A 14,446-nucleotide genomic window follows, 5' to 3' on the forward strand; every position below is an offset into this window, starting at 1 on the left:
GTTTCAGTTCGCCGCCCAGCAGCATCATGCTGAAGTCGGCCAGCATGGCAAAAGCCGCTGCCTGACGGTTCAGCGCGCGGAAGTAACCCTGGCTGATCCTGTCCCCGGGCGCATGTTCGAAGTGGCCCAGGCCCAGGTTCAGCACCAGGGTGCTGGCGGCGTTGCTGACGGCAAAACCGATGTGCTTGAGCAGCAGACCATCGAATTCCTTCAGTGCCTGATCCTTGTCCTCGCGGCCGGCGAGGGCCATTTCCTTGAGGACGAACGGATGGCAGCGAATGGCGCCCTGACCGAAGATCATCAGGTTGCGCGAAAGGATGTTTGCGCCTTCCACGGTGATGAAGATTGGCGCGCCGTTCCAGCTGCGTCCGAGGTAGTTGTTCGGCCCCATGATGATCGCCTTGCCGCCGTGCACGTCCATGGCGTGGGTGATGCATTCGCGGCCGCGTTCGGTCAGGTGATACTTGAGGATCGCCGACAGCACCGATGGTTTTTCCCCCAGATCCACCGCATTGGCAGTGAGCATGCGCGCTGCGTCCATCATCCAGGCGTTGCCGCCGATGCGCGCCATGGCTTCCTGAATACCTTCGAAGGCCGACAGCGGGACGTTGAACTGTTCACGAATCTGCGCGTACTGACCGGTCACCAGGCTGGTGAACTTGGCCGCGCCGGTGCCGACTGCCGGCAGCGAAATCGAACGCCCGACCGACAGGCAGTTCATCAGCATCATCCAGCCCTTGCCGAGCATTTCCTGGCCGCCGATGAGGTAGTCCAGCGGGATGAACACGTCTTTGCCCGAGTTCGGGCCGTTCATGAACGCGGCGCCCAGTGGCAGGTGACGACGGCCGATTTCCACGCCCGGTGTATCGGTGGGGATCAGCGCCAGGCTGATACCCAGGTCTTCCTTGTCGCCCAGCAGATGCTCCGGGTCATAAGCTTTGAAGGCCAGACCGAGCAGGGTCGCGACCGGGCCGAGCGTGATGTAGCGTTTTTCCCAGTTCAGGCGCAGACCGATGACTTCCTGGCCTTCCCATTCACCTTTGCAGATGATCCCGGTGTCCGGCATGGCGCCAGCGTCGGAGCCGGCCAGCGGGCCGGTGAGGGCGAAACACGGAATGTCGTCACCACGGGCCAGGCGCGGCAGGTAATGATTGCGTTGTTCGTCGGTGCCGTAATGCAGCAGCAACTCGGCCGGGCCGAGCGAGTTGGGCACCATCACGGTGGAAGCGAGGTCGCCGCTGCGGGTGGCGAGTTTCATCGCCACTTGGGAGTGGGCATAGGCAGAAAAGCCCTTGCCACCGAATTCCTTGGGAATGATCAGGGCGAAGAAGCCGTGTTCCTTGATATGGCTCCAGGCTTCGGGTGGCAGATCCATCGACTGGCCGATCTGCCAGTCAGTGACCATCGCGCAGAGCTCTTCGGTCGGGCCGTCGATGAACGCCTGTTCCTCTTCGCTCAGTTGCGCCTTGGGATAGGACAGCAGTTTGTCCCAGTCGGGGCGGCCGCTGAACAGCTCGCCATCCCACCACACCGTGCCGGCATCAATGGCGTCGCGTTCGGTCTGCGACATCGGTGGCAAGGTTTTCTGGAACCAGTTGAACAGCGGCGCAGTGAAGTGTTTGCGGCGCAGGTCAGGCAGCAGCAACGGCGCGGCAACCAGCGCAAGCACCACCCAGAACACCAGCAGCAACCAGCCCGGAGCGTGGCTGAAAATACCCATCGCCAGCAGGTAAATGGCGACGATGCCCAACGCGGGCAGCGGGGCGATGCGGCGGTGGGCGAGATACGCCACACCGACGATCAGAACCAGTATCCACAACAACAGCATATGTAATCCTCCGTGAACCAGGGCAAACCGATCCTCCAGAGCTTAGACGGCATCTGTAAAACGAGGTGGTCAGAACAAGGTGATTGAACTCGTGGGAAACCCCGGATGGTTTTCGTAGGTTCGGTGGGCAGCGCCCGTGGGAAATCGTTCGCCGTTCCCGCGTCTTTGCGTCCATGTTTGGCCGAAACGTCGTTATCTCTGTGCTTGAGCTGTCGCTAGACTCGGGGCTCACCCAGGAGAACGTCGTCATGCGCGAGTATCTGAGTCCCGGCCGCTTCATCGATAGTGACCACCCGGCAGTGGTGGAGTTCGCCGAACAACATCGCGGTGCCAGCCGCGACCCGCTCGCGCAGGCGATCAGTCTCTATTACGCCGTGCGCGAAGCGGTGCGCTACAACCCGTATACCTTCAGTCTTGACGCGCAAACCCTGTGTGGCAGTCATGCGCTGGCGACCGGAGAGAGCTATTGCGTACCCAAAGCCACGCTGCTGGCCGGGTGCGCGCGGCGTTGCGGCATTCCCGCGCGCATCGGCCTGGCCGACGTCAGAAATCACCTGTCGACCCCGCGTTTGCTGGAGTTGCTGCGCAGTGACGTGTTCGCCATGCACGGTTACACCGAACTGTTCCTCAACGAGCGCTGGGTCAAGGCCACGCCGGCCTTCAACCAGAAACTCTGCGAGCTGTTCAACGTCGCACCGCTGGATTTTGACGGTATCAACGACAGCGTCTTCCACCCCTACAACCGTGAAGGCGCGCTGCTGATGGAGTATCTGGTCGATCACGGCCAGTTCGCCGACGTGCCGGAGCAGTTCTTCTTCGAACACCTCGAAAAGTGCTATCCGCATCTGTTCGGCGATCAACAGGCGAGGGTGCTGGGCGATATGCAGAGTGATTTGAGTCGGATCTGATCCGGCGTATGCTGCCTGCCCACTCACTTGAAAAGAGGCGGTCATGCTGAAGATCTGGGGACGGAAAAACTCATCGAATGTCAGGAAACCGCTGTGGGCCGCCGAGGAACTTGGCCTGGCCTACGAGGCCATCGACGCCGGGGGCGCGTTCGGTGTGGTCGATACGCCTGAATACCGGGCAATGAACCCGAACGGCCGGGTACCGGTAATCGAAGATGACGGTTTCGTGCTGTGGGAATCCAACGCCATCGTGCGTTATCTGTTGGCCAAACATGCGGCGAACAGCGCCTGGTATCCGGCAGACCTGCAAGCCCGGGCCATCGCCGACAAATGGATGGACTGGACCACCTCGAGTTTTGCCGGACCGTTTCGCACCGTATTCTGGGGCGTGCTGCGCACACCGGCGGACAAGCAGGACTGGCCAGCCATTCATGCCGCGATCAAGGAATGCACGGCACTGCTGGCCATGGCCGATCAGGCCCTCGCCAACCAGCTGTACCTGTCCGGCAGCGAAATCGGCATGGGCGATATTCCGCTGGGCAGTTTCATTTATGCCTGGTTCGAGATGCCCATCGAGCGTGACGCGCAGCCGCATCTGGAGGCGTGGTATGCACGGTTGAAGCAGCGCCCGGCGTATCAGAAAGCGGTGATGACCGCGTTGACTTGATAATAACTATCGACACACTTGACTGTACTTGTGTGGCGGCGGCAAGCACCATTGCGCTCATGCGCCGTGGTTGTTTTGTTCGCCGCCCGGCCCGATCTTTCCTTTTCTTTCCTTCTTGGTGCGTAAATCCGATATGAGTTCCGCTCTGTCCATCCGGCAGCTAACCAAAACCTACGGCAACGGGTTCCAGGCCTTGAGTGGTATCGATCTGGACGTCGCCGAAGGTGACTTTTTCGCCTTGCTCGGCCCCAACGGCGCCGGCAAATCCACAACCATCGGCATTCTCTCGACCCTGGTCAACAAGACCAGCGGCACGGTGAATATCTTCGGCCATGACCTGGACAAGAACCCTGCCGCGCTCAAGCGCTCGATCGGCGTGGTGCCCCAGGAATTCAACTTCAACCAGTTCGAAAAGACCTTCGACATCGTCGTGACCCAGGCCGGCTACTACGGCATTCCGGCAAAAATCGCCAAGGAACGCGCCGAGCAGTACCTGACCCAGCTCGGCCTGTGGGACAAGCGCGATGTGCCGTCGCGTTCGCTGTCCGGCGGCATGAAGCGACGCCTGATGATCGCCCGCGCGCTGGTGCATGAGCCGCGCCTGCTGATCCTCGATGAGCCGACCGCTGGCGTCGACATCGAACTGCGTCGCTCGATGTGGACGTTCCTCACCGAGCTGAACCAGAAAGGCATCACCATCATCCTCACCACGCACTACCTGGAAGAGGCCGAGCAGTTGTGCCGCAACATCGGCATCATCGACCACGGCACCATCGTCGAGAACACCAGCATGAAACAGCTGCTGGGCCAGTTGCACGTCGAAACCTTCCTGCTCGACCTGAAAAACGACTTGCACGCCGCGCCGCAATTGCTCGGCTATCCCGCCCGGTTGCTCGACGGCCATACCCTGGAAGTCCAGGTCGACAAATCCATGGGCATCACCGCGCTGTTCACCCAATTGGCGCAGCAGAACATCGAAGTGTTGAGCCTGCGTAACAAAACCAATCGCCTCGAGGAGCTGTTCGTGTCCCTGGTGGAGAAAAATCTGTCGAAGGTGGCGGTATGAGTTCCGAGTTCCGCCCCAACCTCGTCGCCCTCCAGACCATCGTTTATCGCGAGGTCAAACGCTTCACGCGGATCTGGCCGCAGACCCTGCTGCCGCCGGCGATCACCATGGTTCTGTACTTCGTGATTTTCGGTAACCTGATCGGCAAGCAGATTGGCGGCATGGGTGGCTTCAGTTACATGGAGTACATCGTGCCGGGGCTGATCATGATGTCGGTGATCACCAACTCCTACGGTAACGTGGTCTCGAGTTTCTTTGGCAGCAAGTTTCAGCGTTCCATTGAGGAGCTGATGGTCTCGCCGGTGTCGCCGCACACCATCCTGATCGGCTTCACCATTGGCGGCGTGCTGCGCGGTTTGATGGTCGGGGTCATCGTGACCATTCTGTCGTTGTTCTTCACCCATCTGCAGGTGCATCACCTCGGCGTGACCTTGCTGGTGGTGATCCTGACCGCGACGATCTTCTCACTGCTGGGCTTCATCAACGCGGTGTTTGCGCGCAACTTCGATGATATTTCGATCATCCCGACCTTTGTGCTGACCCCGCTGACCTATCTGGGTGGCGTGTTCTACTCGATCACCTTGCTGCCGCCGTTCTGGCAGACCGTTTCGCTGGCGAACCCGGTGCTGCACATGGTCAACGCGTTCCGTTACGGCATTCTTGGGGTGTCGGATATCAAGATCGGCATCGCGATCACCTTCATGCTGGTGGCGACCGTGGTGCTGTACCTCGGTTGTGCGCGGTTGCTGGTGAGCGGGCGCGGAATGCGGACCTGATCGACCGCAACACCCCTGTAGGAGCTGCCGCAGGCTGCGATCTTTTGACTTTGGGATTCAAGATCAAAAGATCGCAGCCTGCGGCAGCTCCTACAGGTGGAACCGGTCTGCAAGCGATCGCGTCAGACCTGCCAGCACAAAACAAAACGGCCTCCACTGCGGAGGCCGTTTTGCATTCAGCGCATGCGGCTTTTTTTGCGCCGCGTCCATTGCCGCGCCACCCACCATCGCCAGTACAGCATCACCGCGAAGTAGGCGAGGATGCCCAGTACCAGGCCGCAGACCACCGACCCCAGCAAAAACGGTTGCCACAGGGTCGACAACTCGCCACTGATCCATTCCCAGGTCAGCGAGTCGGGCAGGGTGCGGGCGGGCACGTTCATCAACCAGGCCCCGGCCTGATACGTGCAGAAGAACACCGCCGGCATGGTGATCGGGTTGGTCAGCCACACCAGGCTGACGGCAATCGGCATGTTGCCGCGCACGGTGATCGCCAATGCGGCCGCCACCAGCATCTGCGCCGGAATCGGCAGGAATGCAGCGAAGAGACCGACAGCCATCGCCCGCGCCACCGAGTGACGGTTGAGGTGCCAGAGATTCGGGTCATGCAGCAACTTGCCGAGAAAGCGTAAGGATTTGTGTTCCCTGATGCTCGTCGGGTCGGGCATGTAACGTTTGAATAAGCGCCGGGGCATAAGGCTTCTCGGTCGGTTAAGGCGGCAAGTATGTCTGGATTCTACGAAGCGCCCATTCAGACTTTGTGACAATTGTTGACGACACGCACGCGTCGCACCGGCTACGCCTAAGGGGGGACTCTCAAGGACGGGCGTATGCGCACAGGGATGATGGCGCTGGCGGCCGGTCTGCTGGTGGTGGTGTTTTTGCCGGTTTTACCGCCGGTCGGGTTACTGATGTTGTTGCCGATGGTGGGGCTGATGTTGCTGCCGTTTCGCAGCTTTCCGTTGGCGTTTCTGCTGTTCGGTTTCACATGGGCTTGCGTCAGCGCGCAGTGGGCGTTGAGCGATCGCCTGCCCGAAGCGCTTGACGGCGAAACCCGCTGGGTCGAGGGGCGAGTGGTCGGACTGCCGCAAACCAGCGACGGTGTGGTGCGTTTCGAGTTGGCCGATGCGCGCTCGCGCCACGAGAAACTGCCTTCGCTGATGCGTCTGGCGTGGTACGCCGGGCCGCCGGTCAACAGCGGCGAGCGTTGGCGTCTGGCGGTCAAGCTCAAGCGCCCCGGCGGTTTGCTCAACCCCGATGCCTTCGATTACGGAGCCTGGCTGCTGGCGCAGCGCATTGGCGCGACTGGCACGATCAAGGAGGGTCAACGCCTGGCCGAGGCCAGTTGGGCATGGCGCGACAGCCTTCGTCAGCGCTTGCTTGAAGTCGACGCGCAGGGTCGGGGCGGTGCATTGGCGGCGTTGGTGCTGGGCGACGGCTCCGGGCTCAGCCGTGAGGACTGGAAGATCCTGCAGGACACCGGCACCGTGCATCTGCTGGTGATTTCCGGCCAACACATCGGAATGCTGGCGGCGGTCATATATCTGCTGGTCGCCGGTCTGGCGCGCTTCGGCTGGTGGCCATCGCGCTGGCCCTGGTTGCCATGGGCCTGCGGCCTGGCGTTTGCTGCGGCGCTCGGTTACGGCTTGCTCGCCGGGTTTGACGTGCCGGTACAACGGGCCTGTGTGATGGTCGGGCTGGTGCTGCTGTGGCGCTTGCGATTTCGCCACCTCGGCGCATGGTGGCCGCTGTTGCTGGCGTTCAATGCGGTGCTGTTGCTCGATCCTCTGGCCAGTTTGCGTCCCGGTTTGTGGCTGTCGTTCGCCGCGGTGGGGATTTTGATTTTCACCTTCGGCGGACGACTGGGATCATGGAAATGGTGGCAGACCTGGACCCGGGCGCAATGGTTGATTGCGCTAGGGCTGTGCCCGGTTTTGCTGGCGCTGGATCTGCCGATCAGCCTCAGCGGACCCTTGGCGAACCTGCTGGCGGTGCCCTGGGTCAGTCTGCTGGTGCTGCCACCGGCGCTGCTCGGCACGCTGTTGTTGCCGGTGCCTTACGTCGGCGCAGGCTTGTTGTGGCTGGCGGGTGGTTTGATCGGCTTACTGTTTCGCGGCTTGTCGGTGATCGCCGGGGTCTGGCCGGCATGGATCTCACCGTCGCTGCCGTGGTGGGCCTTGTTGATTGGCAGTCTCGGTGCCGTATTGTTGCTGTTGCCGCGCGGTGTGCCATTGCGACCACTGGGCTGGCCGTTGCTGTTAATTCTGCTGGCGCCACCTCGCGAACGAGTGGCTGATGGCCTGGCCGACATCTGGCAGCTCGATGTCGGTCAGGGCCTGGCGATCCTGATCCGCACCCGTCATCACACGTTGCTTTATGACGCGGGCCCCCGCTTCGGCGACTTCGATCTGGGGGAGCGGGTGGTGTTGCCTGCGCTGCACAAACTGGGGGTCGAGCGCATCGATCTGATGCTGCTCAGCCATGCCGATGCTGACCACGCCGGTGGTGCACTGGCGGTATCGCGAGGCCTGAAAGTGACGCGGGTGATCAGCGGCGATCCGCCGGGTCTGCCCGCCATCCTGCAAGCCGAAGCCTGTGAAAGTGGGCGCCAATGGCAGTGGGACGGGGTCCGTTTTCAGCTGTGGCAATGGTCGGCGGCCCATGACAGCAATCAGCGCTCCTGCGTGTTGCAGATCGAGGCCAATGGCGAGCGTCTGCTGCTGACCGGCGATATCGACATGGCTGCCGAACGGGTTTTGCTGGAGAGTCCGTTGGCGGTGCCGACGCACTGGCTGCAAGCGCCGCATCATGGCAGTCGCAGTTCGTCTTCGGTGGCGCTGCTTCGGGCATTGAAGCCGCATTCGGTGCTGATCTCCCGCGGGCAGGGCAATTCATTCGGCCATCCGCATCCACTGGTGCTGGCGCGTTATCGTCAGCAAGGGCTGCGCATCTACGACAGCGCGCAGCACGGCGCCATTCATCTGCGCCTGGGCAGCTTCCAGCCGCCGTGGCTGATGCGTCAACAGCGGCGTTTCTGGCGTTGAAACACCATTGATCGCGGGATTGCCGAATGCGGCATCAGGTCGTCGGGGCGGCGGGTCTTAATCGCGAACCGGTATGGTAAAGTGGCGCACTTTTTCGAGGGGACTGTCACTGTGTGGGAATTGGTCAAATCCGGCGGCTGGATGATGTTGCCGATCATTCTGAGTTCCATCGCGGCCATGGCGATTGTCGCCGAGCGCCTGTGGACCCTGCGCGCCAGCCGCGTCACCCCCGAGCATCTGCTGGGCCAGGTCTGGGTCTGGATCAAGGACAAACAGCTCAATAAAGAAAAGCTCAAGGAATTGCGCGCCAATTCGCCGCTGGGTGAAATTCTCGCGGCGGGCCTGGCCAACTCCAAGCATGGTCGCGAGATCATGAAGGAATGCATCGAAGAAGCCGCCGCGCGGGTAATTCACGAGCTCGAACGCTACGTCAACGCCCTCGGCACCATCGCCGCCATGTCGCCGTTGCTGGGCCTGCTGGGCACGGTATTGGGCATGATCGACATTTTCAGCGCCTTCACCGGTTCCGGCATGACCACCAATGCTTCGGTGCTGGCCGGCGGTATTTCCAAGGCGCTGATTACCACCGCGGCGGGTCTGATGGTCGGTATCCCGTCGGTGTTCTTCCACCGTTTCCTGCAACGCCGCATTGATGAGTTGGTAGTGGGCATGGAGCAGGAAGCGATCAAACTGGTCGAAGTGGTGCAGGGCGACCGTGACGTCGATCTGGCCGGGGACAAAGCGTGAAATTCCGTCGCAAACCCCGGGAAACGATCGACATCAACCTCGCGTCGCTGATCGACGTGGTGTTCATCCTGTTGCTGTTTTTCGTGGTGACCACCACGTTCACCCGCGAGACCCAGTTGCGCGTCGATCTGCCGGAGTCGGTCAGCGGTTCGCCTGCCGAAGACCAGCAGCTCAAGCAACTGGACGTCGCGATCAGCGCCGAAGGTGTGTTCTCGGTGAACAACAGGATTCTGCCGAAAAACGACCTGGCGACGCTGATGGAAGCCATGCAGAAAGAAGCCAACGGTGACACCAATATACCGTTGTCGATCAGCGCTGACGGCAAGACCCAACACCAATCAGTGATCACCGCCATGGACGCGGCCGGCAAGCTCGGTTTCAGCCATCTGCGCATGACCACGGTCGAGGCGGCGCCCAAATCCTGATGAGCCTGTCCGATCGTTTGCTCGCCGCGTGGTATCAGGGGCACCCGGCCCTGACGCTGCTGCGGCCGCTGGAAATGCTCTACCGCCGCGTGGTGGTCAACAAGCGCCAGCGTTTTCTCGACGGCGAAGGCCAGATCTACCAGCCACCGGTGCCGTTGATCGTAGTCGGTAACATCACGGTGGGCGGCACCGGCAAGACGCCGATGATCCTGTGGCTGATCGAGCATTGCCGTCGCGCCGGCCTGCGCGTCGGCGTGGTCAGCCGTGGCTATGGCGCCAAACCGCCGCATTTGCCGTGGCGGGTCGAGGCCGATCAAGGCGCCGATATCGCCGGCGACGAACCGCTGTTGATCGTGCAGCGCACCGGCGTGCCGCTGATGATCGACCCTGATCGCAGCGCGGCGGTCAAAGCGCTGCTCGCCAGTGAACCGCTGGATCTGATCCTCTCCGACGACGGCATGCAGCATTACCGCTTGGCCCGGGATCTGGAGCTGGTGCTGATCGACGCCGCCCGTGGTTTGGGCAACAAGCGCTGCCTGCCGGCCGGCCCGTTGCGCGAGCCGATCGAACGCCTGCAGAGCGTCGATGGCGTGCTGTTCAACGGTGCCACGGCGGATCGCGAAGACGGTTTCGCCTTTCACCTGCAACCGACGGCACTGGTCAATCTGCGCAGCGGCGAGCGCCAGCCGCTTGAGCATTTTCCGGCCGGTCAAGCGGTGCACGCGGTGGCCGGGATCGGCAATCCGCAACGTTTCTTCAATACCCTCGAAGCGCTAGACTGGCGGACAATCCCCCATGCGTTTGCCGACCACGCCGAATACAGCGTGCAGGCCTTGAATTTCACACCGTCATTGCCGTTGGTGATGACCGAAAAGGACGCGGTGAAGTGCCGTGCCTTCGCGGCTGACGACTGGTGGTATCTGGCGGTCGATGCCGTGCCGTCACCGGCCTTCGTGGCCTGGTTCGACACCCAGTTGATGCGCCTGTTGCCCGATCGCCTTTTGCCTTAACTCTTTATCCAGGGAATGTTCATGGACACCAAATTGCTCGATATCCTCGCGTGCCCGATCTGCAAAGGTCCGCTCAAACTCAGCGCCGACAAGACCGAACTGATCAGCAAGGGCGCAGGTCTGGCCTATCCGATCCGCGACGGTATCCCGGTGATGCTCGAAAGCGAAGCGCGCACCCTGACCACCGACGAGCGTCTGGATAAATGACCACTGCCTTCACCGTTGTCATCCCGTCGCGTTACGCCTCGACCCGCCTGCCGGGCAAGCCGTTGCTGGACATCGCCGGCAAGCCGATGATCCAGCACGTCTGGGAACAGGCGAGCAAAAGCAGCGCCAGCCGTGTAGTGGTGGCGACCGATGATGCGCGCATCGTCGAAGCCTGCAAGGCCTTCGGCGCCGAAGTGGTGCTGACCCGTGAAGACCACAATTCCGGCACCGATCGTCTGGCGGAAGTCGCCGCCAAACTGGGCCTCGCACCTGACGCGATCGTGGTCAACGTGCAGGGTGACGAACCGCTGATTCCGCCAAGCGTGATCGATCAGGTTGCCGCCAACCTCGCGGCCCACACCGAAGCGCGCATGGCCACCCTGGCCGAGCCGATCGAAGATGTGGAAACCCTGTTCAACCCCAACGTGGTCAAGGTCGTCAGCGACCTCAATGGTCTGGCGCTGACCTTCAGTCGCGCGACCCTGCCGTGGGCGCGCGATGCCTTCGCCAAGAGCCGCGAGCAGTTGCCGGAAGGCGTGCCGTACCGTCGCCACATCGGCATTTACGCCTACCGCGCCGGCTTCCTTCAGGACTTCGTGAGCTGGGGTCCGTGCTGGCTGGAAAACACTGAATCCCTCGAACAACTGCGTGCCCTGTGGCACGGCGTGCGGATTCATGTGGCCGATGCATTGATCGCGCCGCCAACCGGCGTCGACACCGCTGAAGACCTCGAGCGCGTTCGTCGCCTGCTGGAGGCCTGATGCGCGTTCTGTTCGTGTGCCTGGGTAACATCTGCCGTTCGCCCACCGCTGAAGGCGTGTTGCGCCACAAATTGCGCGCAGCCGGGCTGGCGGATCAGGTCGAAGTGGCCTCCGCCGGCACCGGTGACTGGCACGTCGGCAACCCGCCGGACAAGCGCAGCCAGGCCGCAGCCAGAGTGCGTGGTTATGACCTGTCGGCGCAACGCGCGCAGCAGGTCAGCCGCGCCGACTTCGCCAGTTACGACCTGATTCTGGCCATGGACAACAGCAACCTGCGCAACCTCAAGGCACTGCAACCATCCACCGGCAAGGCCGAGCTGGATCTGTTCCTGCGCCGTTATGCCGGGGTGGTCGACGAAGTGCCGGATCCGTACTACGACGGCGATCAGGGTTTCGAGCAGGTGCTGGATCTGATCGAGGCTGCGTGTGACCAATTGTTGATCGAAGTGAAGGGTCGGTTATGAGTTTGCAGCTTCAATCACAGGTTTCGCTGAAGCCGTTCAACAGTTTTGGCGTGGATGTGCGTGCGCAGTTGTTTGCCGAGGCCCATAGTGACGCCGATGTCCGTGAAGCGCTGGCCTGTGCGACGGCGCATGACTTGCCGTTGCTGGTAATTGGCGGCGGCAGCAACCTGCTGCTGACGGCTGACATCCCGGCGCTGGTGCTGCGCATGGCCACCCGTGGTATTCGGCTGATCAGCGATGACGGCAACCGCGTGGTGATCGAGGCCGAGGCCGGCGAGCCGTGGCACCCGTTCGTGCAGCACACGCTGGCGCTGGGGTTTTCGGGTCTGGAAAACCTCAGCCTGATCCCTGGTACCGTGGGCGCTGCGCCGATGCAGAACATCGGTGCCTACGGCGTCGAGATCAAGGACGTGTTTGCCGGCCTCACCGCGCTGGATCGCCAGACCGGCGAGTTGCGCGATTTCAACCTGCAAGAGTGCAACTTCGCCTACCGCGACAGCCTGTTCAAGCAGCAGCCGGGGCGTTGGCTGATCCTGCGGGTGCGCTTCAAACTTGATCGTGTGGCGCATCTGCATCTGGAGTACGGCCCGGTGCGTCAACGCCTGACCGAGCAGGGCATCGAGCAACCGACACCCACTGACGTCAGTCGCGCGATCTGCAGCATCCGCAGCGAAAAACTGCCGGACCCGGCGGTGCTCGGCAATGCCGGCAGTTTCTTCAAGAATCCTCTGGTATCAGCGGCGTTGGTCGAGCAGATCAAGGCGCAACACCCGGATCTGGTGGCCTATGCGCAACCGGACGGGCAGATGAAACTGGCCGCCGGCTGGCTGATCGAACGCGCCGGCTGGAAGGGTTTTCGCGAGGCCGATGCCGGCGTGCACAAGTTGCAGGCGCTGGTGCTGGTCAACTACGGCGCGGCCACCGGTCTGCAATTGCTGGATCTGGCGCAACGCATCCAGAAAGACATTGCCGAACGTTTCAATGTCGAGCTGGAAATGGAGCCCAATCGCTATTGAGGCTACGCTTTCAAGCAGCACCCAGAGCCCTGCACGAACGGAAAATGCAGGGCTTTTTTGTTGGTCGCAGGGTTGACGTAAACTGCCGACCATAGCCGAAACCGTCTGCGGGTGAACCCATGATTACCCTGAAACTTCAGGTCTGGCACTCTCAAACGCAGGTAGTGGCGTAATGGACAGCGCCGACCTTAACGTCCTGCGCAGCGTGCTCGAATGGCGGCGCGCCGGGCAGCGGGTGGTGCTGTTCAGCGTGGTCCAGACCTGGGGCACCGCGCCCCGCGCGCCCGGGGCGATGCTCGCGTTGCGCGAGGATGGTGTGGTGATCGGCTCGGTGTCGGGCGGTTGTGTCGAGGATGACTTGATCGCCCGCTTGCACGACGGGCGCATCGCCAGCGACGGGCCGCCGGTGCAACTGATTACCTACGGCGTCACCCGGGAGGAGGCCGCACGTTTCGGTTTGCCCTGTGGCGGCACATTGCGTCTGACCGAAGAGCGGGTGGGTGATCCGGCGTGGATCGCCGAATTGCTCGCGCGGTGTGAGGCCCATGAGATTGTCGCTCGCGAGCTGAACATCGAAACCGGTGAGGTGGTGTTGTCGGCGGCGAGCAAGTCCGATGAGCTGGCATTCGATGGCAAGACCCTGCGCGCCATTTATGGCCCGCGCTGGCGGCTGCTGTTGATCGGCGCCGGACAGCTGTCGCGTTATGTCGCCGACATGGCGCGGCTGCTGGATTTCGAAGTGCTGATCTGCGATCCGCGCACCGAGTTTGTCTACGGCTGGGAGGAACACCACGGGCGGTTTGTTCCGGGCATGCCGGACGATGCGGTGCTGAGTATTCAGACGGACGAGCGCACCGCGATTGTTGCGCTGACCCACGATCCCCGTTTGGACGACATGGCGTTGCTCACCGCACTCGATTCACCGGCCTTCTATGTCGGTGCGCTTGGTTCGCGGGTCAACAGCCAGAAGCGCCGGGACAATCTGGCTCAGCTAGGCTTGTCGGCAGAGGCGATCAATCGGCTGCACGGGCCGATTGGCTTGCACATCGGCAGCCATTCGCCAGCGGAGATTGCTCTGTCCTTACTGGCGGAAATCGTCGCGATCAAGAACGGTGTCGAATTGAAACAGAAGAAAGTCGTGGAGGGTTCATGAGTCGATCCATTGCAGTGATCGTATTGGCAGCGGGCGAGGGCAGTCGCTTTCGTGAAGTTGCCGGTGCCGACAAGGACAAGCTGCTGGCCGATTGCACCGGACGCGACGGTGCGGTGCGTTCGGTGATCGAGCAGGTGTTGCTGAATCTGCCGGTCGGTCTCGACAAGCGGGTGCTGGTGACCACTGAAGCGCGGCCGCAGGCCATGCGTATGGCGCAGGCCTATGGTTGTGAGGTGATTTCTATTGAATCGACCGGAATGGGGGACAGCATCGCGGCGGGTGTCGCAGCGTGCGCGGACGCGGATGGCTGGCTGATCGTGCTCGGGGATATGCCGTTTATCCTGCCGTCGAGTATTGAGCGGGTGGTGGCGGCG

At 61.9% G+C, this 14,446-nt stretch carries 16 protein-coding genes; 14 read left to right on the top strand and 2 right to left on the bottom strand.

Annotation, left to right across the window (positions count from 1 at the left end; translation table 11 throughout):
* Positions 1-1,828, bottom strand: a 1,828-nt coding sequence (locus DBR18_RS07345; protein ID WP_177482353.1) for an acyl-CoA dehydrogenase, incomplete at its 3' end; no start/stop codon positions are given.
* Between the two features lie 248 nt (positions 1,829-2,076).
* Between DBR18_RS07345 and DBR18_RS07350 the strand changes: the two genes are divergently transcribed.
* The 4 genes from DBR18_RS07350 to DBR18_RS07365 all read left to right on the top strand — a co-directional run bounded on the left by DBR18_RS07350 (position 2,077) and on the right by DBR18_RS07365 (position 5,245).
* Positions 2,077-2,736, top strand: coding sequence for a transglutaminase family protein (locus tag DBR18_RS07350; protein WP_108589853.1), 660 nt, complete (start codon positions 2,077-2,079; stop codon positions 2,734-2,736).
* Positions 2,737-2,779: 43 nt separating this feature from the next.
* Complete coding sequence (locus DBR18_RS07355) at positions 2,780-3,403, top strand: glutathione S-transferase family protein (protein WP_108589854.1); 624 nt, start codon at positions 2,780-2,782, stop codon at positions 3,401-3,403.
* Between the two features lie 133 nt (positions 3,404-3,536).
* A complete protein-coding gene (locus DBR18_RS07360; protein ID WP_007967569.1) occupies positions 3,537-4,469 on the top strand; it encodes an ABC transporter ATP-binding protein in 933 nt (310 codons plus the stop codon).
* Positions 4,466-5,245 (top strand): ABC transporter permease, encoded by a 780-nt coding sequence (locus DBR18_RS07365; RefSeq protein WP_007967570.1) that lies wholly within the window; start codon positions 4,466-4,468, stop codon positions 5,243-5,245. The genes DBR18_RS07360 and DBR18_RS07365 overlap by 4 nt, the downstream gene beginning before the upstream one ends.
* 176 nt (positions 5,246-5,421) lie before the next feature.
* On the opposite strand, the gene DBR18_RS07370 is transcribed toward DBR18_RS07365, so the two are convergent.
* A complete protein-coding gene (locus DBR18_RS07370) occupies positions 5,422-5,940 on the bottom strand; it encodes a DUF2062 domain-containing protein (RefSeq protein ID WP_108589855.1) in 519 nt (172 codons plus the stop codon).
* 135 nt (positions 5,941-6,075) lie between these two features.
* Here DBR18_RS07370 and DBR18_RS07375 point away from each other — a divergent pair, with 135 nt between their 5' ends.
* The 10 genes from DBR18_RS07375 to DBR18_RS07420 form a co-directional block, all read left to right on the top strand.
* Positions 6,076-8,289, top strand: coding sequence for a DNA internalization-related competence protein ComEC/Rec2 (locus DBR18_RS07375; RefSeq protein ID WP_108589856.1), 2,214 nt, complete (start codon positions 6,076-6,078; stop codon positions 8,287-8,289).
* 111 nt (positions 8,290-8,400) lie between these two features.
* A complete protein-coding gene (locus DBR18_RS07380; RefSeq protein ID WP_003227083.1) occupies positions 8,401-9,036 on the top strand; it encodes a MotA/TolQ/ExbB proton channel family protein in 636 nt (211 codons plus the stop codon).
* On the top strand, positions 9,033-9,461 hold the full coding sequence (locus tag DBR18_RS07385) for a biopolymer transporter ExbD (protein WP_108589857.1): 429 nt from the start codon (positions 9,033-9,035) through the stop codon (positions 9,459-9,461). The genes DBR18_RS07380 and DBR18_RS07385 overlap by 4 nt, the downstream gene beginning before the upstream one ends.
* Positions 9,461-10,471, top strand: coding sequence for a tetraacyldisaccharide 4'-kinase (gene lpxK, locus DBR18_RS07390; RefSeq protein WP_108589858.1), 1,011 nt, complete (start codon positions 9,461-9,463; stop codon positions 10,469-10,471). The genes DBR18_RS07385 and lpxK overlap by 1 nt, the downstream gene beginning before the upstream one ends.
* A 21-nt stretch (positions 10,472-10,492) precedes the next feature.
* Positions 10,493-10,678, top strand: coding sequence for a Trm112 family protein (locus tag DBR18_RS07395; RefSeq protein ID WP_003174668.1), 186 nt, complete (start codon positions 10,493-10,495; stop codon positions 10,676-10,678).
* Entirely contained in the window at positions 10,675-11,439 is a 765-nt protein-coding gene (gene kdsB, locus DBR18_RS07400) for a 3-deoxy-manno-octulosonate cytidylyltransferase (protein ID WP_108589859.1), read from the top strand. Before DBR18_RS07395 ends, kdsB begins: the two co-directional genes overlap by 4 nt.
* Positions 11,439-11,903, top strand: coding sequence for a low molecular weight protein-tyrosine-phosphatase (locus tag DBR18_RS07405; RefSeq protein ID WP_108589860.1), 465 nt, complete (start codon positions 11,439-11,441; stop codon positions 11,901-11,903). The genes kdsB and DBR18_RS07405 overlap by 1 nt, the downstream gene beginning before the upstream one ends.
* A complete protein-coding gene (gene murB / locus DBR18_RS07410) occupies positions 11,900-12,919 on the top strand; it encodes a UDP-N-acetylmuramate dehydrogenase (RefSeq protein WP_108589861.1) in 1,020 nt (339 codons plus the stop codon). Before DBR18_RS07405 ends, murB begins: the two co-directional genes overlap by 4 nt.
* A 172-nt stretch (positions 12,920-13,091) precedes the next feature.
* On the top strand, positions 13,092-14,072 hold the full coding sequence (locus tag DBR18_RS07415) for an XdhC family protein (RefSeq protein WP_108589862.1): 981 nt from the start codon (positions 13,092-13,094) through the stop codon (positions 14,070-14,072).
* A partial coding sequence (locus DBR18_RS07420) for an NTP transferase domain-containing protein (protein WP_256588611.1) occupies positions 14,069-14,446 on the top strand: 378 nt, incomplete at its 3' end. The genes DBR18_RS07415 and DBR18_RS07420, both read left to right, overlap by 4 nt.

The organism is Pseudomonas sp. HMWF021, from assembly GCF_003061005.1.
Lineage (GTDB): Bacteria > Pseudomonadota > Gammaproteobacteria > Pseudomonadales > Pseudomonadaceae > Aquipseudomonas.